The following is a 24,125-nucleotide window of genomic DNA, read 5'->3' as shown; positions in this document are numbered from 1 at the left end:
AGCCACAAAAAAATGGACAGCCAGATACAATAATTGGAACCTCATTATAGCTGAACTGTCCATTGTTTTCGAAGATAGACTTAAAGACTATATCTTCTAATCCTAATCTAAAAACTTAATAATACTTATTCTAAGCAGTTTTCACTGTTAATATACTATCATTTTGCTTTGTGTATTTTTTATGAGTTTTAGAGTTATAATTTTAGTAGTTTCTTGTTTTAATTTTTTGTTGGGACGTTTTTTGTCATTTTTCATTTGTTTTTTACTACCAATTTGGTGTTTTTACACAATTTATTTTACAGACTCTGCATTTCAATCGACTAACATTACCATTATATCATGGAAATCAAAATTTGTAAATAAATTTTATGTTAACGAATTTTTATAATTCTACTATATCCAATATTTCTTTTTCTTTTTGGATTAATGCATTTTCAATTTCAGTTACTTTTTCGTTCATTTTTGATACATACTCTTCGTCTTTAATACTGGAAAGATTTATTTTTACGTTGTATAAAGCCCCTAAACCAGCTGTTCTTGCTAACATTGCTGAAACAGCTCCATCTGTAATGGCATTTTTATTTCCCTTTTCAACAACGATTTTTGCCAAATCCATTATTTTTAATGATTTTTCAGCTACATTAAGTGGTACTTCTGAAGCGTGTTTTGAACCATTTTGAATAGCTTCTTTTCTTTCTGCTTTTTCTTCATCAGAATTTTTTGGCATTTTAAAAGCTTTCATAACTCTGTTGAAGGCTTCTGAATCTCTTGTAATGTCACTTATTAAATCTTCTTGTAAAATAATAGCTTCTTCTTTCACTTTTTTCATATCTTCTTCTACTTCTAAATATTTCTTTTTACCAATCGTCAGAGAAGCAACCATATTCGATAATGCTGCTGCTAAAGATCCCGCTAAAGCCGAAACACTTCCTCCACCAGGTACTGGTTCGTTTGAAGCAACTTGTTTAACAAAATCATCTAAATTCATTTTTTCAAACATTTATATAATCTCTCCTTTCATAAGCGAGTTTACCTTTTTTAAATACTTTTTCAATACTATTTACAGCAATATGGTAGGTTAAAAATTCATATGATGGCGCATCTATTACATTTATATCAGCTTGTTTACCTTTTTCAAGACTGCCAATTTCACTTGCCCTATCTATTGCTGCTGCTCCGTTTAGAGTTAAAGCAGTTAAAATTTCTTCTGGCATCATGTTCATGTATAAAGCTGCTAAAGAAATTATAAGAGGAATAGATTCTGTATAACAACTACCAGGGTTTAAGTCTGTAGCCAAGGCAACTGCACATCCACTATCAATCAATTTTCTTGCATCTGCAAAATCTTCTTTTAAGCTATATGCCGTACCTGGCAAAAGAGTTGCTATTGTATTGCTATTAGCCATTAGCTTTATATGTTCATCGGTTATTTGTAATAGATGGTCGGCTGAAATAGCTTTCATATCTACCGCAAGTTTAGAACCACCAATAGGAACTATCTCATCTGCATGCATCTTGATTTTAAACCCTTTGTTTTTTGCCGCTGTCAGCAATCTTTTTGATTGTTCTATGTCAAAAACTTTTTCTTCACAAAAAACATCACAAAATTCTGCAAGATTTTCTTCTTTTACTATTGGCAAAACTTCTTCTATCATGTAATCGATAAACTCATCTTCTCTTCCAACATAATCTTTTGGAACAGCGTGTGCCCCCAAAAATGTTTTTGAAATTTCTATGGGAGTTAGCCCATCTAAGTTTTTCATAGCCCTAAGCTGTTTTAATTCGGTCTCTTTGTCTAATCCATATCCACTTTTTCCTTCGACAGACGTTACTCCAAAACTTAACATGGATAAAAGTCTCTTTTTCCCAGCTTCAGTTAATTCTTCTAAACTCGCTTCTCTTGTATCTTTAACAGAACTGATTATACCTCCACCAGCGTTCATAATCTCCATGTAAGATTTGCCTCTTAACCTCATTCCAAACTCATCAGCTCTATAACCACCAAATATAAAATGAGTATGAGAATCCACAAATCCTGGAATAGCAGTTTTACCAGTCATATCAATTACTTGATAATCTTTTTCATTATATAATTTATGCATTTCTTCTGTTTTCCCAACAAATTCTATCTTTTCACCTTCAATGATTATTGAAGCGTCAGAAATAACAAGGATTTTTTGCATATCTTTTCCTTTTTTTGCTTCAAAACCTATTGGAGTTGCTATCTGTTGAAAATTTTTTAGAATCTTTTTATTCATAAAAATTACTCCATTAAATGTGATTCTAAGATTTGTTCAGGTTGAAAGTCTTCTATACCTAAATAATATTCCGCTGTATTTACAAGCGCCATCATCGGTACAAGGCCTACAATTTCGCTGCCAACTACATTTACACCCCATCTTTTTGCTTCCATTTTTATTGCTTCAAAAGTTTGGTATAATGCAGTTTTTGTATAATCAGTCATATTCATTGAGACTTGGACAATTCCTCTATCTTTTAGTTCAACACCCATTGCTTTACAATATCTAAATCCTCCAGATATGTGTCTAACTTGTTTTGATATTTTGTTCGCTATATCTATATTATCTGTATCGAGATTTACGTTAAAAGCAACTAAAGGAGACCTTGCTCCAACTGCAGTAACCCCTGATTTTTTGTTAAATGTATCTCCAAAGTCAGGTCTCCATTTTTCTTCTTGAATCTTTTCTTCCATTCCTTCATACTGGCCTTTTCTTATTTTTGATAGGTTTTTTCTATGAGCTGCTGAAGCTGATTTTTCATATAAAAATACAGGGATTTGATATTTTTCCCATAGTTCTTTTCCAACTTCTTTTGACAGTTCAATACATTCCTCAACAGTTGTATTCTTAACAGGAATGAAAGGAATTACATCTGTAGCTCCCATTCTTGGATGTTGACCTTCGTGAGATGTCATGTCTATCAATTCTTGAGCCGTTCCAACTGCATTTATCACCGCTTCTTTTAAAGCATTTGGTTCTCCTACAACTGTAACAACTGATCTATTATGATCTTCATCCCACTGGTAATCTAAAAGTTTTAAATCTTTTTTACCTCTAAAATTATCCACAATTTTTTCTATTTTATTTGTATCTCTTCCTTCAGAAAAGTTCGGTACGCATTCTATTAGTTTTTTCATATTAAGCCCTCCTAAATAATTAAAACTCTTTATCGACTAATTTTTCAACTAATTCATCATCCGCAATAAAAGGTAATGTTATATGATTCCCATCTTTATAAATTTCATTATATTCCGCTGAAGTGCTTATAGAATTTTCGTTTCTTGCCCAAGCTCTTCTTGCAACTCCTCCCATAACGTCCCATGGGATAGCCATCCTTATTATATTATCCACTTTTTCAGATCCATCTAAAACCAATCCAAATCCTCCATTAATAGCTTTACCAATTCCAACGCCTCCACCGTTATGTAGTGAAACCAAGCTCATCCCTCTTGATGCGTTTCCAGCAAAACATTGAGTAGCCATATCAGCCATAATATTTGAACCATCTTTAATATTAGAAGTTTCTCTATATGGAGAATCTGTTCCACCGGTATCATGGTGGTCTCTGCCAATCATTATAGGACCAACTTCTCCATTTCTAACCATTTCGTTGAATTTAAGAGCTATGTTCATTCTGCCAATAGCGTCTTGGTATAAAATCCTTGCTTGAGTTCCTACAACAAGATTATTTTTTTCTGCATCTCTTATCCAAATATAGTTATCTCTATCCTGACCCCTTCTGTTTGGGTCTATACAACTCATAGCTGCTTGGTCTGTTTTATGTAAATCTTCTTTCTTTCCAGAAAGACAAACCCATCTAAAAGGTCCATAACCATAATCAAAAAGCATAGGACCCATAATATCTTCAACATATGATGGAAAAATAAATCCTTCGTTGGTATCTTTTCCGTTTTTAGCTATTTCAGTTGCCCCAGCATCGAAAACAGCTTTCATAAAACTATTCCCATAATCGAAGAAATAAGTTCCTTTTTTAACCAATTTATTTATAGCTTCAAAATGTCTTATCAGTGTTTTATCTACAAGTTCCTTAAATTTTTCTTTGTCTGTATCGAGCAATTCTGTTCTTTCTTCAAAAGTTAATTGTACGGGACAGTATCCTCCGTCATATGGTGCATGACACGATGTTTGATCACTCAATAAATCGATATGAATGTTTTTTTCAACTGCGTATTCTAAAAGATCAACAATGTTTCCATAATAAGCAATAGAAACTGTCTCTTCTTTTTCCATATATTCTTTTGCCAAATCAAAGGCCTCTTTTCTGTTATCGGTAACCTTTGAAACCCAACCTTGTTTATATCTTGTGTCTATTCTTGATTTATCCACTTCTGCGATAATACCAACTCCATTGGCAATTTCAACAGATTTAGCTTGTGCGCCACTCATCCCGCCAAGCCCTGATGTAACATATAATTTCCCTCTTAGATCACCATCATCTGGAATACCTAATTTTTGTCTTCCAGCATTTAAAATGGTGTTAAAAGTTCCATGAACAATACCTTGAGGACCTATATACATCCATCCTCCAGCTGTCATTTGCCCATAATTAGCAACACCTAACGCTTGAGCTCTAATCCAGTTTTCTTGATCATCAAATTGACCGACCATTAGGGCATTTGTTATAACAACTCTTGGAGCCATTTTATGAGATTTGAAAAGGCCTAAAGGATGTCCTGATTCGACAACAAGTGTTTGTTCATCTGTCATAATTTCTAAATATTTTTTTATTAATCTATATTGCATCCAATTTTGGCAAACTTGTCCTGTTTCTCCATATGTCACCAATTCATATGGATAAAGCGCAACGTCAAAATCAAGGTTGTTGTCTATCATAACCTGAAAAGCTTTCGCTTCTGTAATTTTTCCTTTGTATTCTTCAATTGGCTTCCCCTTTATTTCCCCTTCTGGCCTAAACCTGTATCCATAAATCCTTCCTCTCGTTTTCAACTCTTCTAAAAATTCCGGAGCTAATTTTTCGTGTAATTCTTCAGGAATATACCTCAAAGCATTCTTTAAAGCAAGTTTAATTTCATTTTTTGATAGATTCAATTCTCTTTTTGGTGCCCTTCTTATACCGTCTACAAATTCAGGGTACTCAGGTAACTTGTTATCTAACTTTACTTTCATTGCGTTAGAAATATCAATATTTTTCATAATCTTCCCCCCTTGAATAATTTTTATCAATATAATTATAACACTGTAAAAAACTAAAGTTAATGGCATTTATTTCCTTCTATGCTTATATACAACTAAATATTATTCTATATAGATTAAAAACAGGAGTTTATTTAAGTATGAAATTTTTTTCATTTTTAAGTCTTTTAAAATAATAAATAAAAACCTCCAACAGAAATATTTTCTTTAAAATTATTTCTATCATGCTATAATTTGAATAAGGGGGAGATATTATGTATAACATATATTTAATTGATGATAAAAAAAATATCGTCAATATTAATGGAAAAATAGTTGGCTATTTTGGTTTGGATGGAAACCTACATGATAATTCCAGTAAATTTTTAGATTTTAGGATTGGTAAATATGGAAAGGTATTTGACAAAGATGAAAATGTAGTTGGTTCTTTAGAAAATAAAGTTCTTTGTTTTTTGAAACAGTTTGATCCATATGCCATGGAAGATGAAAATATTTTGATTAGAGATTACGAATCTTTAGAATTTGACAATCCTTATTTAGAAAAAAGGACTGTCAGAATTCAGGAAATTTTGGATTCATTTGAAAATTACGATAAAATCCCTTTTGAAATAACAAAAAATAAGATAAAAATAGATTTGTCAGAACCTACAGAGGCTGAAGAAATCTTGAAATCTTTATTAGAGAAGAAATATAATGAAGATCCCCTTGAGATGTTTAAGCCTCAAGAATTTGATGATCCGTATAACTTAGGTGAAGATGAAGAATATTACGACCCTATAGCTGAATTTAAAGAATCAAAAGAAAATAAATAGTTAATAAAAAATCAGGCTAAAAGCCTGATTTTTTATAGATCGTCATCATCTTTTGATTCATTGTATATCATGTCTTTCTCTTGTTTTTTCTGTTTCTTTTCATACCTAAGTAGTAAGAATATTCCTAAAGAAAAAACTCCAACTATAGGCAAAACAATGTATATTATATTATGTATTATTACATTTCTTCTCAAAACATCTAAGACTTCTTCAACTTCTGGTTGGTTTGGATTTTTACTAATAGACATATTCAGCATGGCTCTTGCAAGTTGAGCGTTTTCTTCTGGATCTTGTTCATAATAAGCCATACCCAACTTTTTAAGTAATCTCCAGTTTTCTGGATCTTTATTTGCTGCTTCTTTATAATATTCTATTTTTTCTTGGTAATTTTGAGATAAATCTCCCAACATTTCATAAGAGTCTCGTAGAATATATGTAGAAGTTGCATTGTTGACAACATATTTTGCTATTTCTATAGTCTTTTCATTATTACCAATTTTCCTATAAGAATTAGCCAATGTCAAAACTACTTCGAAATCTTTGTCATCATATTCCATGTAATCATTATAAGTTTTATCTAAATTTTCAAAATAATTCATCTGGCTTGACATTATTATATATAACTCAAGAATTTTCTTTTCTTTACCAAAGTTTAAGTATCCATATTTTATATCTTCAAATGCTCTTTCTTTATCACCATATAACCTCGAGTACCAAGCTATATAACTATCATAATAAATAGTTAAAGGTACTCTTTCACCGTATAATTCTTCTATTTTTTCTGCTGTTTCAAACATTTTTTTAGCATAGTTTGGATCACCTGTTTCAATCCAATATTCAGAACCAATATAAAAATAAATACTGTTAAAAATCAAAGAATTAGAATAATTTTCTTTCATTTTTTCCAATTTATTCAATGGTGAAATAAAAACATATTCTTCTATATCTTCTAAAAAATTTATCATAACTTGTTCTTCATCAGTAAAGTTTAATTCTAATTCATCAGTATTTTTCAAAAATTCGTATCCACTTTCCCATTTTGTCAAAAGGTGACCAAGGTATTTCATTTCGTCTGACTCTGATTCGAGCATACTCTCAGGGGTGAAATTAAATAAAAATTTATCTAATTCACCTGAAAAAGAAAAGGCCGTAATAGTTAGTAATAGCAAAACAAGTCCTTTTTTCAGGAATTTCAATTGATATCCTCCTCTATATTGTAAAAAATAAATTATAATGTAATCAATGGATCGTTTGTTTTAAATTTCCCGCTTGCATACATATCAAAGCTGTTGGTAAAAGCATATATTGCTTCAATAGAATCAAGTTTATCTGTTTTTATTTTAGAAAATGTTATTCTATCATACTTAACCGAGAAAAGGTATTCTTTTTCTCCAGATTCGTATTTAAAGAGGGTGAAATATACATTTTCTATTTTTGGACTTAAGTTGAAAATATGACCTGTGATGAAAAAAGTTAATCCAGTTACAAAGTAATTATAATCGTCTCTAAATTCTTTTTTCGTTTTATTTTTTACTGAAGCCTTTCCAGTTGAAAGGATGTTAACTTTTTTGTCTGGCATAATTTTTTCATCTGGTTTTTTTAATTCTATGATAACGTCTTTTTCGTTTATAGCGTAAGTAAAATCAAGAGAAACTGGTAATTTTATGCTTTCTAATATTTCCTTAACACTTTCTTTAATAAACTCAGTGTCTCCTTTTAACGCTTTTTCTAGCCTGTATTTTTCTTTATTATAAAGTTCTAATTGTTTTTTATAATTTTGATATTTTATATCTTCTTCGTATTCATGTTTCTCTTTTTTCTTTTCCCATAATTCTATGCTATCTTTATATCTTTCTTCTAAATTTTCTTCTATGTATTTTTTTCGTTTCTTCATAAAATTGTAGAAACCAAACTTAAATTTTTCCTTAGATTCTTGTTTCAACTCATTATATATTTCTTGTTTATTTGGCTTAGGGATTTTAAACTCATCTTTTGAATATAGAAATGGTTTTTGTAAGGAATCCAATTTTTCTCCAAATTCTGGAGGCAACATTATTCGAGGGGTTTTCATATAAAAAGACAAATATCTTTCTGTATATTCATCGTATAAGTTTTTAAGGTTTTTACTTAATCTTTTAATAGCCTGTTTATAAGCATCTGTTCTTTTGACTTTTCTAATAAGAGTATCTCTTTCAACAGGAAGTTTAAACCCAGGGACTTCAATATCATAATTGCCTTCTTTATCAATACGAAAAATTACTTTGTACATTCTTTTGAATTCTTCCATCTGTATAAAAGAAGAATACTCCTTTTTATTAAGAAGTTCTTCTGAATCAATATTAAAATCCAACATATTTTGAAATTCGCAAGTTAATTCTCTCTGCTCTGTTTTTATTCTCCTTTTGTTGAGATCGATATTTTCCATAGTTACCACCCCGAGATATTGAGTTAATTGTTCGTTAAGAAATACATAACAATTATAACACAATTAATTTTTTATATCTCGTTTGAATATTTTTTTATCTGTTCTTTTTGCTGTTTAATTAAAAAAATCAACAAGCCCATGCACAAAATTGGGATCCCTATAAAAACTAAGTTTATTAAAATAGTAGACCAATCTAAAATTGGAGTTTGCATATTTATCTTATATACTGTTAAAAGGCCAAATATAGCAGCTCCAAAACCCATTATAATACCTTCAAAAACAATTGTCTCTTTAAAAGTTAGCACGTTATTTTTGTTGCTTGTATCTCTTTGAGGATTTTTTAAATAAGTTTTTACTCCATATAAAGCTGCATAATACAATAACAATCCAACAGGTATTACCATGAAATAATCAATTATATTAGTATATCCCAAAACTGCTGAGATTATTGTAATTATAACGTACTCAGTTAAGAATATTATCAAAGGAATTGATATTTTATTGTTTATAATTTGTTCTGTTTTTATTGGATATGTTTTTGGAATAGGCCAAATTTTCATATCGTTAACCATCATTCCCACACTCAATATCGCAGCATACATAGAACCTATGAATATAAACATAATATTCATTGCAGCCATACTTTGGACGTTTATAAAAATAAATATTAATGGAAACAAAAACGGATATAAAATCAAGAATAAAGATTGAGAATCTCTTTGCAATAATCTCAAATCTTTTTTCAAAACAGGCATTCCACCAGTTAATTTTATCTTTTGTTCTTTGTTTTTCGATTTTTTTCTTGAAGTTACAAAGTCTAACTTGGTTGATACTCCATAAATTAAAACTATGATGAGAACACTTATTAAAATTGAAAGTAAACCAAAATATATATTACCATGCATACTTTTTAATAAAAGTGTATGAGGGAAAAATTCACCTGTTAAAAAAGTCATATTTCCAAATATTCCAGAAAGTTGACCCTGCTGTGCTTGATTTATCTGATCTGTAGGGATAAAATTTGTCATGAAAACAAAGGCAAATATACTGGCAAAATACATCAATTGTGAAAATCTTTTTGCAGCTGTTTTTCCAATGAAATAAGAAAATATCAAACCAGCTATCAATGACAAAGAAATCATAAGAAATATATAACCTATACTTGATATAATCAAGTTAAAAATATTGACATCTGCTGCAATTCCGTAAGATATAATTACAGAAAGCATCATACCTATAGGCAATCCAGAAACGAGAAAACTATCAATTGCAGAGCTTAAAAATATAGTTCCCTTTTTTACCGGTGTGGTCAACAAAAACTCAATGTTATCGTTGTTGAATAAAGTATTTATTATAGCTGGTGAGTATTGTAAGAAGAACAATAAAGACATTAAAGCTATGTACATAGATGCCATCAGTTCAGCAAAAGTAACACCAGGCATAATTTCAATCATAGTATTGTTAAAAACACTCAACATAAAAGGAAGCATGATAAACATAAACAATATCGCCGGGAACAAATATCCAAAAATATTTCCAAATACAGAGTTGTTTGACATTAACCCTTTTTTCTTAGGTCTCGCTTTATTTTTAAATCCATATTTTAATATTAAAAAAAGATCGTTCATATTCTCACCCCTATAATTCTTTTATAATGTCTCCAAATTCGTCTCCACCTGTTAATTCTAAGAAAATATCTTCAAGAGATTGATTTTCTTTCTCTGACATATTTCTTAACTCATCCATATTTCCTTCAGCCAAAATTGACCCATCTTTTATTATTCCAATCCTGTCACACATTTTTTCAGCAATTTCCAAAATATGTGTTGTTAAGAATATCGTAGTACCTTCATTTTTATATTTTTCTAAAAGAGTTTTCAATATTTTGGCTGCCCTTGCATCTAAACCAACTGTTGGTTCATCCAAAAATATCACTTTTGGTTTTCTCATCAGCACTGTAGCAACCATCAATTTTTGTTTCATTCCGTGAGAATAATCTCCGATATAATCATTTAAATAATCAATGTTGAAAGCTTCACAAATCTCATCAAATCTATTCTTTGTTTCTTCATTATTTGCCTTGAAAATCCCCATAATGAATTCAACATATTCTGTACCTTTTAAATTTTCGTACATTTTAGGTTCATCAGGTACAACACCGATTTTTGATTTTATTTCTAATTCATTGTTAAATAAGTTTTTGTTTATAATCTCAATACTACCAGAAGTTGGTTTTAAGATACCTGTTAGCATTCTCATAGTTGTAGTTTTTCCTGCACCGTTTGGTCCTAAAAACCCGTAGATTTCACCTGGTTTTATATCTAAATTAATTGAATTTACAGCTGTGAAATCTCCAAAATCTTTTTTCAAATTAATTGCTTTAATCATTTAACCCACACCTCCAAAAGATATAAATAGCCTTTCATATATTATAATTCTACACAAATAAAATAAGACATTAACTCAAGTAATATCTTAAATGTAAAAATAATTAATTTTCTTCAAAATCCTAATTCTTTATTTTATAGAACATTTTCCCCATTTTTTATCATTTTATCTTTAAAGGCTCTTTTTAAATCTATATTCAATAAATAAGCCAATTGTATTAGACATATGGCAACATCAGTTCATCGTAATCTTTGTTCATAAAATATTCCCTTTATCTTCTTTTTTTAAAAAATTATATTTTTTCACAAAATTATTATATAATAGTAACAATATAACAATAATTCCCATAGAGGTGAATGCTGATGAAGATTAAATTAAGATATATTTTAATTATTGTATTTTTCGGAGTAATTTTAGCTGTTACCATATCCAATTATACCTATTCAAGAAAAATTATACAAGAGAAGTATGATTTACAAAAAACACATATAGAAAAGGCTTTAACGGAAGAACTAATTTTTATCAACACATCTACTAAGATTTTAGAAACTCAGCTTAATGATGAGATGAAAAATATTTCTTATGAATTGATAGATAAATATATTAAAAACCCACAAATAATGAGTTGGGATTTAGAGTCTATAAAAGAAAAATTTCAAAATTATGAAATTTACATAATAAATGAAGGTTTACAAATAATTAGATCTACTTTTAAAGAAGATTTGGGCTTAGATTTTAGTAAATATCCTGCGTTTTCAAGATTGTTGAGAAGTCGCCTTGAGGGAGATGAATTCTCCGCAGATAGGATGGATATTTCTATTACAACTAAAGCTTTGAGAAAGTATAGCTATATGCCAACTCCAGATAACAAATATTTGCTCGAATTGAGCATAGATATATCTAAAAGATACCCAGACTTTCAAAAAATGGACATATTAAGTAAAGTAAATACCTTGAAAGAAGAATACGACATAGTAGAAAATATATCTATTTACAAGTTCAACGAAGATGGATCTCGAATAGGTATTATAAAAACAGAAGAATTAGAAGATGGACTTGACACAAATATTAGTGTTGACAAACAAGAAATTATTAGGGAAGCTTTGAATGAAAACACTAAAAAAACTACAGAGATAGTTGCACAAAATAAGCAAAATTACATTTTTACCTATATTCCAATATTAAATTATTTAGATAACCAAGAATTTGATTGGTGGAATTCTTATATTATAGAGATGATATATAACGATATTCCTTTAAACCATCAGTTATCAGAATTAAGAAATAGATTTATTTCAAATTTAGTAATTCTCTCTTTTATTTTTATTTTATTCAGTCTTGTAATTTTCAGACTTTTCAACAAAACTGAAAACATGGCTTATTATGACCATTTAACCGGTCTACCAAACAGAAAACTCTTTGAAAAAGTTTTTATGGAAAAGATAAATAATGCTGATAAAAATGGAAATTTACTTGGAGTCATGTTCATGGATCTTGACCATTTTAAAGATGTTAACGATAAATATGGTCATGAAATTGGAGACGACTTACTTATAGCAGTATCCCAAAAAATAAAAAATAATTTAAAAAAAGATGACTTTGTTGCCAGATTAGGTGGAGATGAATTCACTATAATTCTTGATAACATTGAAACGAAAAAAGATCTCGAATATATCTCAAAAAGGTTGATCACCCTTTTTGATGAACCTCTTTCTATACACAAAAACAAAATAAAAGCAAATCTAAGTATAGGGGTCAGTGTTTACCCAGATTCGGGAGACAACATAAAAGATTTACTGAGAAAATCTGATCAAGCAATGTATGCGGCAAAAAATTCAAAAACATCTTACCGATTGGACATAGAATAACGTGACGTATATCACTATTATAAATTTTTAATCATGACTAAAATAACTATAAAAATTCTGCTTGTGGTTGTAACATATAACAAACAAGCAGAATTTTTCATAAGTTCCCCCTGAGTGATTTATAAAATCGGCGAAAGCATCCCTTAACTTTCGCCGATTTTGTGTTTATATATCCAGTTTATTCAATAAATCTCTCAATTTGACTATTTCTTCTTTTGTGAAAGTTAATCCCTTACTCATTTTTTCATGGTCTGGGTCCCACTCCCTTATGTCGTACTTTGCCTCTCTTCCGTTAAAACTCACTAAATTAAACTCTTTTTTCCATCCTTTTGGACTTTCTGATAATTCGCCAAAATTCTTTTCAATTTCAAATTTAAAATCTCCCATAAAAATCCCTCACTTTTTTATATGTTTGGAAATAAAACTTTCCATGATAATATTTGATCCTTCTTTGACAATTCCTTTGACATCCCCGATAACATCTGTGACAGTTCTTAAAGGTTTTCTTAAAACTTCTATATCATTTTTTTCTAACTCATCAAGCAAATTATCTTCAAAAAAGAATTTTTCTATTGTTAAAAAATCTTTTTCTAGCTTCCCTTTGTATTTTTCAATAAACATATGTAGTTCAAAAAGCATATTATCTTCTGCGAGTAAATCTACTATATCTTTATAATAATACTCTAAATAATCATTAGTACTATTTAAATACAGAAAATATTCCATCATCGAAAAAAAGTTAATAAAATAATCCACAGAGTGTTTTTTTATTGGGATATTCCTTATATCAGAACAGATATATATTATTCTTGGGTTTTCCTCAGTATTTTCAAAATATGATTTGGTAGCTTTTATTATATCAGAATCAATATCATTTAAAATATAAAATTTAGATTCTAAGAATTCATTTTTGGCATGGCTAAAAAAAGTTCCAAAACCAACTCCAAATTCCAGAATTACTTTGTCATTTCTATCTTCTTTTTTTATTTCATCAAATAATTGTCTTCCTATTGTATATATTTTGCTCGTGAATTTTGATTCTATTTTTCCAACATAGTTCTTTTTAAAATTCACATAATCAAAATCTTCTTCAAATCTTTTTACAGATGATGAGGTATATATAATACCATCGATAATATTTGCTTCATAACCACATTCACAATTAAGTTTTCCCTCAAAAATACAGCTATTTTTAACTTCAGCATCATTTAACAACAAATTCTTTCCACATTTTGGACATTCTAAATATTGAAAAAAATCGAATGGAATTCCAACTTTTTCTTTCTTCATCTTTGAAATGCTATTCAACTCTTTAATATCATTTTGTAGAAGTTCAAGAGCATTTTATATATGTTTTTTCTCTTCTAAAAGTTCTGTTTCTTTTTTCTTATAAAAACCCATAATAAATGAAGCATATATAGATTTTTCATCAATAGATATCCTACTATAAGACATAATTTGAGCAATTTGTTTAATAGAAAAATTCAAATCTTTATATTTATTAATTGACTCCATATCTCTCAAATCATTATCTGTAAATTCATATCTATTGTTTCTTTTTCTTGGAGCTAAAAGTCCTTCATCAATATAATACCTCACTGTGTCTGAATTAATATCAAAATTTTTACAAAAATCCCCCATTTTCATAAAAAACCCCCCTAACTAAAAAATCAGTGTAATTACCAATGGAACAGATAAAGAAACTATTACCCCCTGGCCAAAAGCTATCAAAGTTGTCTCTTTATCTGTATTTTTTGATATTACCCCTAACATAGTATCCATAGAAGTAGCTCCTCCGATAGAAACTGCACCTAATGGAGACCACTTAGCAACTAAGGGAATCAAAATAATGGCCAGAACTTCTCTTATCACATTTGCTGTAAAAGATATTGCCCCTAAAACTGGTGAGTATAGATTGCTTATCATTACTCCAGAAAGTGAATACCACCCAAATCCCGCAGATGCTCCAATAGATTCTTGCAAATTTAGATTTGTAAAAAATATTGCCATAGCACCAAAAATAAGGCTACCAAGCATAGTTAAAATGGATTGAAAAAGGATATTCTTCATATTTACTTTCAGTTTGGATAATATTTTTTCTTCGCTTCCAATATCTACCCCAACGCTAAAAACCAAAAACATCAATAAAACTGTAATTAAATTTTCTGGAATGTTTATATCGAAATATAAACCAGATATTATCCCAGCTATAACTGCAGATAAGAGTAATATCATTCAGATTTCCCCTTTTTAAAAAATTTTTCATAAATAGAGGTAAAAAGTATGCTACCAACAATAGAAAAAACAGCTATATACAAAGCTGTTAAACCTATTTCATCAATTTGGGAAATCAAAGACTCGTTATTACCTATCTCATATCCCATGAAAAATAGTAATAATACAGTTGACCACAAAACAGGTTTTATCTTCTTTAACCATTTCAACCATCCTTTTAACCCTATAAACAAACCTATTAAAAAGGCTATTAATATTCCAATCATCATATCAGTATCACTCCATAATCTTCGGATTGTAAAAATCATTATTTTCAATGAAAAAATCACAATTTTATTTTACATAATTCCATTTAAAAATTTTTCTGTATTGGTATATTTTTTGTTCTAAAATTCTATTATGTCTGAATTAATAAAATGCTTCACCCTAAATTACCATTTCAAGAATATTATACATTACAATAAAAAAAAGGACAACCCAATTATTGGGTTGCCAAAGGGAAAACAATCTCTCCTGACAATCTGGAGGATAGTCAGATTTTTAATTTTCCCTATTATAGCCAAACTTTATTAACCGATTATATACCATATTTAACATAACTAAAAAATTCTTAAAAATCAAACGATTTAGGGTCTGGACCAGTTCTTTTGCCTTTGTCTAAATCATCTATCATTTTCATTTCAGCTTCAGTTAATTCAAAATCAAAAATTTCAGAATTTTCTTTAATTCTATTCCTGTGAACAGATTTTGGAATAGTTACAACACCATTTTGTATATCCCATCTCAAAACTACTTGAGCAGGAGTTTTATGATATTTTTTTGCTATTTCTACTATTTGAGGGATTTCCATTACTCTACCTCTCATAATTGGACTCCAAGCTTCTTGTTGAATATGATTTTCCTTTAAAAATTCTCTTAAAGCTGGCTGAACCAATTCTGGATGATGCTCTATTTGATCAACCATAGGTGGAACATTTGCAGTGCTCATCAAATCTTTCAACTGATGTTCTAAAAAGTTACAAACGCCAATAGCCCTTACAACACCTTGTTCATAAAGGCTTTCAAGCGCTCTCCAAGTTTCTTTGAATTTCCCTGCCACTGGCCAATGAATGAGGTACATATCTATGTAATCCACTTCTAACCTTCCCATACTTCTATCAAAAGCTTTTAAAGTTTCGTCATATCCTTGCTCATCATTCCAAACTTTTGTGGTGAGAAAAATATCTTTTCTTTCAATATCTGAAGCTTTTATTGCTTCCCCAACTTCTTCTTCATTTTCATAAAAGGATGCTGTATCTATACTTCTATACCCAATTTTAAGCGCATCTAAAATAGCAGATATAAGTTCATCTCCATGAGCCTTATAAGTTCCTAATCCTAAAACTGGAATATCTATACCATTTTTCAACTTAAAAGTAGCATTAATACTATCTAATTGCATGAAAAAACCTCCTTTGTAAAATTTTGAATCTATTTAAACGAAGTACATTAACATTATACTCCAGTTTGTATATATAAAAAAACAGCCTTTTGATATAGTACCTTCAAAGTAGACACGTAATTAATAAAAATTACAAAACTGCTTTGGAGGTATCATATCATTTTTAAGCAAGTTCTTTTTCTTTTATATTTGATGTATTCACTTCTTCTGGTAGTTCTGGGTCGAATGTTTCTTTTGGCGATGTGAACAAGAATATCAAAGCAAGGACAAGCCCTATTCCCATTGCACCTAAAAGGATTTTATGTGGTTCTATAGAATCCAACATGAACCCGTATATAACAGAACCTATTGGAACTGCCCCCTGGAAAATCAATTCTAAAACCGAAAATACTCTTGATCTTATATATGATGGAGCCATCTTTTGTATATTAGTTTGTAGCGGAATGTTTAGCCATATGTTGAATATTCCCCAAGAAACCATAGTCGCAACAATTAATCCGAAGTACAACCAAGTAGTTCCACCAATCATGTTAACAGTAGCAGGAAGAACAAAATACCCTATAGCAAAACCAACAAGCATTTGAAGTCCTAATCCGAGAGTCATGTTAGTTTTCCCCGATTTGTTGATTAAAAATTTACTAAATATTATACTACCAATTAATGCTCCAGCTGTAAATCCTGCTTGTACAAATCCAAATTTTGCTCCAGAAAACCCAATGATCTCTTTAAATAAAAATGGGAAAAGTACAAACATTATTGGAGATAAAACAAAGTTAGAAAACGATGCAAAAAACAAAAGATTTTTAAGCCCTTTTTGTTTCATTATAAACACAAAACCTTCTTTAATATCTGAGGCAAATTTCTTTACCGTCATTTTTTCTTTGTCTTTTATATGATCTGGGTCGTATTTTATAAACATTTCAGCAAATCCGGAGATGATAAATGTCAAAGCATTTATTAAAAATACTACTTCTATTCCACCAAATGCATAGATCATGCCCCCAACAGCTGGACCAATAAGACCTGCTATACTTCTCATGGCTGTAACTCTTGAGTTAGTAAGAGCATAATCTTTTGGTTGTACTAAATCTGCTCTCATTGCTGATGTTGATGAGGAAAAAAATCCATCCATTACTGATATTATCCCTTGAAAAACGAAAACCAACATTAAAGGGATCTCTACCGTAAATGCGTAAACTGCTAAAAATAAAACCATAGCTCCTCTTGCTAAATCCATATTTACCATAATATTTTTTCGATTCATTCTATCCCCAATTACTCCTGCAAATGGTGTGACAGCTATAAATGGAAATAATAGTAAAAAGGTGAAAATTCCTGTTAATGACCCTGATCCTGTTCTGTCTAAAATAAAAAGCGGCATCGCTATAAACTGTATCTGTGTTCCTAATAGAGATACAAACATGCCAATTAAATAAATATTGAAATTCTTCTTTTCAAATTTGTTCATAAATCATCCCTCCACCCATTTTTCTTTTTCATCCTTATAATACATTCTCAAGTTGACTACCTGTCAACAGAAATTATTTATCGATTTGAGTTAAATTTATGTTAATTATGGAGGGAACTACAAAAAAACTCCCCGAAGGGAGTTTTTATGATAGCTCTATTTTATTGCCTTTATTGTATATTGTTAATGGTTCACCTTTTTCCAGGCTGTAGTCGGCTTTTGTCTTATCCACTTTTACTTTTATTATTCTATTTTTGAACTTTATTTTGAAAGTGTATTCATTCCATTTTTCTGGAATTTTTGGGTCAAAATGAAGTTCATTATTATATATTTTCATTCCTCCAAAACCCATAACTACTCCGAGCCATGTTCCAGCCATACTGGCAGAATGTATCCCATCTTTTGTGTTCCCCTGGTAGTTGTCCAGATCAGTTCTGGAAGTATTTATGAAATATTCATATGCTTCTTTCTCATATCCTATTCTGTTTGCAACTATAGAGTATATACAAGTAGACAAAGAAGAATCATGCGTTGTTAATTTTTCATAATAATCATAATCTCTTTTTACCTGCTCATCTGAAAATTTGTGAGGTAATAAAGCTTCTGCTAATATCAAATCTGCTTGTTTTATAACTTGGTATCTGTACAATACCAATGGATGATAATTCAGCAATAGAGGAAATTTCTCTTTTGGAGTTTTGTCCAATTCCCAAATCGGTTTGCTTAAAAAACTATCATCTTGTGCGTTGATCTTTAACTTTTCATCATACGGGTAAAACATTTTTTCAGCGTGTTTTTCCCATCCAAAATGCTCTTCTTCTGACAGTTTTAATTTGTTTTTTAGTTCTTGATATATTTCTGGAGATTCTGTTTTGATTTTTTCAACCATTTCAGATGCAAAGCTCAAATTTTCTGCTGCCATCAAATTAGTGTAATAGTTATTATTTATTAACGCTGTATATTCGTCTGGACCAGTTACACAATTTATACAAAATTGCCCTTCAGAATTATAACTTCCGGCATCTTCCCATAGCCTTGCTGTTTCAACCAATATTTCGATTCCCATAGATTTTATAAAATCAAAATCATCTGTCACCTGGTAATACTGTTTTAAAGCAAAAGCTATATCTGCGTTTATATGGTATTGAGCTGTACCAGCAGGGTAGTAAGAAGAACATTCATAACCGTTAATCGTTCTCCAAGGGTACAAAGCTCCTTTAGTATGGGACATCTCTTTTGCCCTATCCCTCGCTGCATCAAGTGTGTTATATCTAAACTCAAGTAGTTTTTTTGCCGTTTCAGGTTGTGTGTATAAGAAAAAAGAAAGAACATATGTCTCTGTATCCCAAAAATAGTGACCTTCATATCCTTCGCCCGTTAATCCTTTTGCGCCTATATTTGTATAACCATCTTTACCAGTTGATTGTAGAAGGTGGAACATGTTGAATCTGATCCCTTGAGTTAAGGCGTCATCTCCGTCTATTTTTATATAAGAGTCATTCCAAAATTTTTCCAAATATTCTTTTTGAAATTTTTCATAATAGTCCCAGCCTTTTTCAAAAGCTTTTTCTAACTCTACTTCTATTTTTTGTTTTTTCAAATAATTCATTTCTGTATAATAGACTGAGAATTTTTCTATCGTAATTGTTTTTTCTTTTTTTGCTTTTATTCTATACTCATTGTATAGTTTATCTGTATCTTTATATTTTTTTACCTTATATTTGCTTTTAGAAATAATACTCTCTTTTAACCCTACAGAATATTCTTTCCCACTTTTTTTAGTTATTTGATTTAAAAACATAAATTCATCATTGTAAAGTTCTCTTGTTTTAAAAACGGATTTTTTAAATTTATTATCTATTCTTGGGTCATCTTCATCTATGTAGTTTTTTATAGTTCCATCTAAAAAAGATTTATAAGTTATTTCACCATCAAAATTTAGCGGTGTAATCTCAATTTTTTGAGCTATAAGATGTTTGTTTTCAAAACTTACTAACCTATTAAAAGAAATTTCAGCCTTTTTTCCACTCTGAGTTTTCCATATAATCTTTCTTTTTAAAATCCCATTTCTAAAATCCAATTTTCTGTTGTAATCAATTAATTCACCTTTATTTATATCTAAAATTTCGTCATCTATAGAAATCTCTATTTTTATTGAATTTGCAACATTAACCATAGATTGGCCTTCAGAAGGATACCCTACATATTTCTCGCCATATTCAATTTTATTGGATTCATAAAAAGCGTTTATGTATGTACCAGAATGTCCCAAATAATTGCCCTCTTCAAAACTTCCTCTCACACCAATAAAACCGTTTGCACAAGCAAATAAGGTTTCGTTGGTAAAATAATCGGAAGGGTTGTACTTTTTTTCTGATATATCCCAAGGATTAACTGGAAATCTGTTTTTGATGTTATCGAATTTTTTCAACGATATTCCTCCCTAATTTTTTGTAATTTTTATAATGGGTTGAGAATGTAGGTTTTTGGTTTTTTCTATTTTTGATGTTTATGAATTTTTACTTCCAACATCCAACCATCAACCTCTAACATAAATCATGAAATGATTTCTCATATATGTATATTTTAATAAACTCAAGTTACATTCTTTTTGTTATGAAATTATATTTATAAGAAATATTATATCTCTCTTAACCATCTATTGATTATTTTTCATTATAATCAATTTGTGATTATGTTAAACGAGGTGAATTTATGGTTGAAAAAAGAAAAGCAGTAATTTATATGTTAATATCCTCACTTGCCTTTGCGACTATGGGTGCTTTTGTAAAACTTGCAGGGGATTTGCCAACTGTACAAAAAGTTTTTTCAAGAAATTTCATTTCTATGCTTATAGCGGGAAGTATAGTTTTATACAATAAAAAACCTCTTTTTGGAGAAAAGAAAAATCTAAAATATCTGCTAATAAGATCCGCACTTGGAACAGCTGGGATGTTGGCATATTTTTATAGTATAGATCATCTTTTACTATCCGATTCATCTATGTTAAATAAATTAAATCCATTTTTTGTAAGCATTTTTGCTTTTTTCATTCTCAAGGAACATTTTTCTAAAATACAAATTCCAGCTTTGTTTATAGCTTTTACTGGAGCTGTATTTATTATAAAACCTGAATTTGACATGAGTGTTATACCAGCTTTATTGGGGTTATCATCAGCTGTTTTAGCAGCTGGAGCTTACACTACAGTTAGATTTTTGGGTGGAAGAGAAGAATTTTACACTATAGTATTCTTCTTTTCTTTCTTTTCTACAATGGTAACTTTACCCTTAATGGTAACATTTTTCGAGCCAATGAATTGGAATCAAGTTCTATTTTTAGTTCTTACTGGTATTGTTGCCTCTATAGGGCAGTTCACTTTAACTATAGCATACAAACACGCTCCCGCAGGAGAAATATCGATATTGAATTACACAAACGTTCTTTTTTCTGGAATTATAGGATACTTTTTGTTTGACTCGATTCCAGATTTTTTAAGTATCGTTGGATATGCTCTCATAATATCAGCTGCATTATTAATATATATAAACGCTAACAATAGAAGAAAAAAACTGAACTAAAAGCTCAGTTTTTTATAATTTTCATATAACTACCTTTTAAATATTTTTACTATTTCATTTATTATCAAAGGGACTATCGAAAGGCCTAATACTATTGACCAATCAGTTATATTCAAGCTGGAAACTTTGAATATCTCTTCTAAAAATGGAACAGAAACAATTATTGCCTGTAAAACTATACCAAGTAAAATTGCGCCTATGAGATATTTATTAGTGAATAAGCCTTTTTTAAATATAGATTTTTCAAAACTCCTCAAGTTTAAAGAATGAACCAGTTGAGAAAAACTCAAGACTATGAATGCCATTGTTTGTGCATGTATTAGGGCATTTCCTGGTATATCACTTGGAATTATTTGGTTAAAGTCTGTAATGCCCATAAAATTTCTTACCCCATAAACAAATGCAAAAAGAGTTAACCCCCCTATTATTAGACCGTTTATAAACAAAGATAGTTTGTACCCTTGAAAAATCGATTCTTTTGGATCTCTTGGTTTTTCTTTCATTACATCTGGATCACCCGGATCTACTCCCAAAGCCAATGCTGGGAACGAATCAGTAATCAAATTAACCCACAATATATGAATTGGTATTAAAGGAGTTGGCCATTTAAACAATACAGCCAAAAAAATCGCAATAATTTCTCCAAAATTACACGAAAGAAGGAATAGTATCGTCTTTTTTATATTTTTATAAATATTGCGTCCTTCTTCTATTGCGTGCTCAATTGTTGAAAAATTGTCATCTGTCAAAATCATATCAGATGCACTTTTAGCAACATCCGTACCAGTTATACCCATTGATACCCCAATATCCGCAGCTTTTAACGAAGGAGCATCATTAACCCCATCTCCAGTCATTGAAACAACATTTCCGTTATCTCTGAAGGCATTTACAATTTTTACCTTGTGTTCTGGAGAAACTCTTGCAAAAACTCTGAGGTCTTTTATTCGATTACTCAATTCTTTTTCAGATAGCTTGTCTATTTCTACTCCAGATATTGATTGTTCTTCTCTTTCTGCGATACCGAGTTCTTTTGCGATTGCAAAAGCGGTCTTTTTATGGTCTCCAGTTATCATTATTGTTTTTATACCTGCATTGTGACATTTGTTTATAGAAGCTTTGACCTCTTCTCTTGGAGGATCGATCATCCCAACCAAACCAGTATAAACGAGGTCATTTTCAAAATCTTCTCTTGTACCTTTTTTATTATCTGTTTTTTTATAAGCTGCTCCGAGAACTCTTAACGCTTGAGAAGACATTTTTTCAGCCGCATTCAATATATCTCTCTTAATATCTTCGGTCAACTCTTTTTCTTCGCCATTTACGTTTATTTTTGTAGATGCTTTTAAAAGATTATCTATAGCTCCTTTTGTGAAAACAAAATACTCTCCATTAATTTCGTTAATAGTAGTCATCATCTTTCTATCTGATTCAAAAGGAACTTCGTTTAATCTTTTGAATTGTTTTTCTGCTTCTTCTTTTTTTAGACCATTGTTCTCTCCCATTACCAAGAGGGCTACTTCTGTTGGATCACCGGTTTGATTTTTCTCTGTGTATGTAGCATCATTACATAGTACCATTGCTTTTAAAAGCATATTTTCAGATTCATTTTGAGTATCTATATTTTCAACACTCTTTATTTCTTCATTTGTGTATATCTTAGTAACTGTCATCTTATTTTGAGTTAATGTACCTGTCTTATCTGAACAGACTATGTTTACAGAACCAAGAGTTTCAACTGCTGGGAGCTTTCTTATTATGGCGTTTCTTTTAATCATCTTTTGAACTCCCATTGCAAGTACGATTGTGACTATAGCAGGAAGTCCTTCTGGAATAGCAGCAACAGCCAAACTAATAGCCGTGAAAAGCATGTCAAAAATGTCTCTTCCCTGTATAACGCCAAGTCCAAATATAACTGCACTAATTATTAAAGCTATAATCCCCAAAACTTTTCCAATATCTGCCAATCTCTTTTGGAGAGGCGTCTTTTCGTCTACAGTTTTACCAAGCAAGTCAGCAATCTTTCCCATTTCTGTGTCCATAGCAGTACCAACAACCACACCTTCACCACGGCCATAAGTAACAACTGTGGACATAAAAGCCATATTTCTTTGATCTCCTAAAGCAACATCTTCTTTCCCTGACAAATCAATTTCTGAATCTTTTTCTACTGGCACGGATTCTCCAGTAAGAGAGGATTCTTCTATTTTTAAGCTGGCTTCATCTATCAATCTCAAATCTGCTGGCACCATTCTTCCAGCTTCTAAAACTACAATATCACCAGGAACTATTTTATTAGTGGGAACTTCTACTACCTTTCCATTTCTTTTTACCAAAGATTTTGGAGATGATAATTTTTTTAGCTCTTTTATGGCTTCTTCTGCTTTTCTTTCTTGAATAATTCCTATGACAGCATTCAATGTTATTACGATTCCAATGATAATCGCATCACTTACTTCTCCTAAAGAAGCAGAAGCCACTGCCGCCGCTATCAATATATATATCATTACATCGTTTATCTGTTCAAAGATCATTTTTAAAAGACCTTTTTTCTTTTCTTCCTTGAATTCATTCTTTCCGTATTTTTTTATTCTTCTGTTTACTTCTGAATCGTTTAGTCCGCTTTTTCTATCTGTATTTAATTCTTCTATAACCTCTTGTTCAGTTTTTTTATACCACATAACATACCCCCAAATTATAGTAATTAAATTTAT

The 24,125-nt window shown here is 30.2% G+C and carries 20 protein-coding genes; 3 read left to right on the top strand and 17 right to left on the bottom strand.

Annotated features, from left to right (window positions below; all coding sequences use genetic code 11):
* Nucleotides 1-382: 382 nt before the first annotated feature.
* The 4 genes from BLS00_RS05125 to BLS00_RS05110 are packed head-to-tail and all read right to left on the bottom strand — an operon-like array spanning nucleotide 383 to nucleotide 5,195.
* On the bottom strand, nucleotides 383-1,000 hold the full coding sequence (locus BLS00_RS05125; RefSeq protein WP_091403342.1) for a cyclodeaminase/cyclohydrolase family protein: 618 nt from the start codon (nucleotides 998-1,000) through the stop codon (nucleotides 383-385).
* Entirely contained in the window at nucleotides 993-2,258 is a 1,266-nt protein-coding gene (gene hutI / locus BLS00_RS05120; protein WP_091403340.1) for an imidazolonepropionase, read from the bottom strand. The genes BLS00_RS05125 and hutI overlap by 8 nt, the downstream gene beginning before the upstream one ends.
* A 5-nt stretch (nucleotides 2,259-2,263) precedes the next feature.
* Nucleotides 2,264-3,157 carry a glutamate formimidoyltransferase gene (ftcD, locus tag BLS00_RS05115; RefSeq protein ID WP_091403339.1) on the bottom strand — a complete coding sequence of 298 codons (894 nt, stop codon included), beginning with the start codon at nucleotides 3,155-3,157 and terminating at the stop codon, nucleotides 2,264-2,266.
* A gap of 19 nt (nucleotides 3,158-3,176) precedes the next feature.
* Nucleotides 3,177-5,195, bottom strand: coding sequence for a urocanate hydratase (locus BLS00_RS05110; RefSeq protein WP_240724308.1), 2,019 nt, complete (start codon nucleotides 5,193-5,195; stop codon nucleotides 3,177-3,179).
* 254 nt (nucleotides 5,196-5,449) lie between these two features.
* On the opposite strand from BLS00_RS05110, the gene BLS00_RS05105 reads away from it, so the two are divergent.
* Complete coding sequence (locus BLS00_RS05105; protein WP_091403337.1) at nucleotides 5,450-6,007, top strand: hypothetical protein; 558 nt, start codon at nucleotides 5,450-5,452, stop codon at nucleotides 6,005-6,007.
* Nucleotides 6,008-6,039: 32 nt separating this feature from the next.
* Here BLS00_RS05105 and BLS00_RS05100 read toward each other — a convergent pair whose 3' ends face one another.
* From BLS00_RS05100 to BLS00_RS05085, 4 genes are all read right to left on the bottom strand, one after another.
* Entirely contained in the window at nucleotides 6,040-7,203 is a 1,164-nt protein-coding gene (locus BLS00_RS05100; protein ID WP_091403336.1) for a tetratricopeptide repeat protein, read from the bottom strand.
* A gap of 32 nt (nucleotides 7,204-7,235) precedes the next feature.
* Complete coding sequence (locus tag BLS00_RS05095) at nucleotides 7,236-8,432, bottom strand: hypothetical protein (RefSeq protein ID WP_091403334.1); 1,197 nt, start codon at nucleotides 8,430-8,432, stop codon at nucleotides 7,236-7,238.
* Nucleotides 8,433-8,503: 71 nt separating this feature from the next.
* On the bottom strand, nucleotides 8,504-10,060 hold the full coding sequence (locus tag BLS00_RS05090) for a hypothetical protein (protein ID WP_091403333.1): 1,557 nt from the start codon (nucleotides 10,058-10,060) through the stop codon (nucleotides 8,504-8,506).
* Between the two features lie 10 nt (nucleotides 10,061-10,070).
* Nucleotides 10,071-10,820, bottom strand: a complete 750-nt coding sequence (locus BLS00_RS05085) for an ABC transporter ATP-binding protein (protein WP_091403332.1) — start codon at nucleotides 10,818-10,820, stop codon at nucleotides 10,071-10,073.
* A 362-nt stretch (nucleotides 10,821-11,182) separates the two neighbouring features.
* On the opposite strand from BLS00_RS05085, the gene BLS00_RS05080 reads away from it, so the two are divergent.
* The gene (locus BLS00_RS05080; RefSeq protein WP_176759845.1) at nucleotides 11,183-12,688 is read left to right on the top strand and encodes a GGDEF domain-containing protein; all 1,506 of its coding nucleotides are present in this window, start codon (nucleotides 11,183-11,185) and stop codon (nucleotides 12,686-12,688) included.
* Between the two features lie 165 nt (nucleotides 12,689-12,853).
* Here BLS00_RS05080 and BLS00_RS05075 read toward each other — a convergent pair whose 3' ends face one another.
* From BLS00_RS05075 to BLS00_RS05040, 8 genes are all read right to left on the bottom strand, one after another.
* Complete coding sequence (locus BLS00_RS05075; protein WP_091403329.1) at nucleotides 12,854-13,075, bottom strand: YdbC family protein; 222 nt, start codon at nucleotides 13,073-13,075, stop codon at nucleotides 12,854-12,856.
* A 9-nt stretch (nucleotides 13,076-13,084) separates the two neighbouring features.
* Nucleotides 13,085-13,978, bottom strand: coding sequence for a class I SAM-dependent methyltransferase (locus tag BLS00_RS05070; RefSeq protein WP_091403327.1), 894 nt, complete (start codon nucleotides 13,976-13,978; stop codon nucleotides 13,085-13,087).
* A 54-nt stretch (nucleotides 13,979-14,032) separates the two neighbouring features.
* Complete coding sequence (locus BLS00_RS05065) at nucleotides 14,033-14,335, bottom strand: MerR family transcriptional regulator (protein ID WP_091403326.1); 303 nt, start codon at nucleotides 14,333-14,335, stop codon at nucleotides 14,033-14,035.
* A 15-nt stretch (nucleotides 14,336-14,350) separates the two neighbouring features.
* Entirely contained in the window at nucleotides 14,351-14,923 is a 573-nt protein-coding gene (locus BLS00_RS05060; RefSeq protein ID WP_091403324.1) for a LysO family transporter, read from the bottom strand.
* Nucleotides 14,920-15,192, bottom strand: coding sequence for a LysO family transporter (locus tag BLS00_RS05055; protein WP_176759844.1), 273 nt, complete (start codon nucleotides 15,190-15,192; stop codon nucleotides 14,920-14,922). The genes BLS00_RS05060 and BLS00_RS05055 overlap by 4 nt, the downstream gene beginning before the upstream one ends.
* A gap of 341 nt (nucleotides 15,193-15,533) precedes the next feature.
* Entirely contained in the window at nucleotides 15,534-16,364 is an 831-nt protein-coding gene (locus BLS00_RS05050) for an aldo/keto reductase (RefSeq protein WP_091403321.1), read from the bottom strand.
* Nucleotides 16,365-16,527: 163 nt separating this feature from the next.
* Complete coding sequence (locus BLS00_RS05045) at nucleotides 16,528-17,832, bottom strand: MFS transporter (RefSeq protein WP_091403319.1); 1,305 nt, start codon at nucleotides 17,830-17,832, stop codon at nucleotides 16,528-16,530.
* 145 nt (nucleotides 17,833-17,977) lie between these two features.
* Nucleotides 17,978-20,263 (bottom strand): glycoside hydrolase family 65 protein, encoded by a 2,286-nt coding sequence (locus BLS00_RS05040; RefSeq protein ID WP_091403317.1) that lies wholly within the window; start codon nucleotides 20,261-20,263, stop codon nucleotides 17,978-17,980.
* A gap of 284 nt (nucleotides 20,264-20,547) precedes the next feature.
* Here BLS00_RS05040 and BLS00_RS05035 point away from each other — a divergent pair, with 284 nt between their 5' ends.
* Nucleotides 20,548-21,411, top strand: a complete 864-nt coding sequence (locus BLS00_RS05035; protein WP_091403315.1) for a DMT family transporter — start codon at nucleotides 20,548-20,550, stop codon at nucleotides 21,409-21,411.
* A gap of 29 nt (nucleotides 21,412-21,440) precedes the next feature.
* Here BLS00_RS05035 and BLS00_RS05030 read toward each other — a convergent pair whose 3' ends face one another.
* On the bottom strand, nucleotides 21,441-24,092 hold the full coding sequence (locus BLS00_RS05030; RefSeq protein ID WP_091403314.1) for a cation-translocating P-type ATPase: 2,652 nt from the start codon (nucleotides 24,090-24,092) through the stop codon (nucleotides 21,441-21,443).
* Between the last annotated feature and the right edge of the window lie 33 nt (nucleotides 24,093-24,125).

It is taken from the genome of Geotoga petraea, assembly GCF_900102615.1.
Lineage (GTDB): Bacteria > Thermotogota > Thermotogae > Petrotogales > Petrotogaceae > Geotoga > Geotoga petraea.
The sequence above is the reverse complement of the archived record's forward strand: the minus strand, read 5'-3'. Positions and strand labels throughout refer to the sequence as shown.

Bases quoted from the DNA above. Each gene is read 5' to 3' on its own strand.
- BLS00_RS05060 (WP_091403324.1), bottom strand. From the start codon at position 14,923: ATGATATTACTCTTATCTGCAGTTATAGCTGGGATAATATCTGGTTTA.
- BLS00_RS05085 (WP_091403332.1), bottom strand. From the start codon at position 10,820: ATGATTAAAGCAATTAATTTGAAAAAAGATTTTGGAGATTTCACAGCT.
- ftcD (WP_091403339.1), bottom strand. From the start codon at position 3,157: ATGAAAAAACTAATAGAATGCGTACCGAACTTTTCTGAAGGAAGAGAT.
- BLS00_RS05070 (WP_091403327.1), bottom strand. From the start codon at position 13,978: ATGAAGAAAGAAAAAGTTGGAATTCCATTCGATTTTTTTCAATATTTA.
- BLS00_RS05030 (WP_091403314.1), bottom strand. From the start codon at position 24,092: ATGTGGTATAAAAAAACTGAACAAGAGGTTATAGAAGAATTAAATACA.
- BLS00_RS05105 (WP_091403337.1), top strand. From the start codon at position 5,450: ATGTATAACATATATTTAATTGATGATAAAAAAAATATCGTCAATATT.
- BLS00_RS05065 (WP_091403326.1), bottom strand. From the start codon at position 14,335: ATGAAAATGGGGGATTTTTGTAAAAATTTTGATATTAATTCAGACACA.
- BLS00_RS05050 (WP_091403321.1), bottom strand. From the start codon at position 16,364: ATGCAATTAGATAGTATTAATGCTACTTTTAAGTTGAAAAATGGTATA.
- BLS00_RS05055 (WP_176759844.1), bottom strand. From the start codon at position 15,192: ATGATGATTGGAATATTAATAGCCTTTTTAATAGGTTTGTTTATAGGG.
- BLS00_RS05090 (WP_091403333.1), bottom strand. From the start codon at position 10,060: ATGAACGATCTTTTTTTAATATTAAAATATGGATTTAAAAATAAAGCG.
- BLS00_RS05080 (WP_176759845.1), top strand. From the start codon at position 11,183: ATGAAGATTAAATTAAGATATATTTTAATTATTGTATTTTTCGGAGTA.
- hutI (WP_091403340.1), bottom strand. From the start codon at position 2,258: ATGAATAAAAAGATTCTAAAAAATTTTCAACAGATAGCAACTCCAATA.
- BLS00_RS05035 (WP_091403315.1), top strand. From the start codon at position 20,548: ATGGTTGAAAAAAGAAAAGCAGTAATTTATATGTTAATATCCTCACTT.
- BLS00_RS05045 (WP_091403319.1), bottom strand. From the start codon at position 17,832: ATGAACAAATTTGAAAAGAAGAATTTCAATATTTATTTAATTGGCATG.
- BLS00_RS05075 (WP_091403329.1), bottom strand. From the start codon at position 13,075: ATGGGAGATTTTAAATTTGAAATTGAAAAGAATTTTGGCGAATTATCA.
- BLS00_RS05110 (WP_240724308.1), bottom strand. From the start codon at position 5,195: ATGAAAAATATTGATATTTCTAACGCAATGAAAGTAAAGTTAGATAAC.
- BLS00_RS05095 (WP_091403334.1), bottom strand. From the start codon at position 8,432: ATGGAAAATATCGATCTCAACAAAAGGAGAATAAAAACAGAGCAGAGA.
- BLS00_RS05125 (WP_091403342.1), bottom strand. From the start codon at position 1,000: ATGTTTGAAAAAATGAATTTAGATGATTTTGTTAAACAAGTTGCTTCA.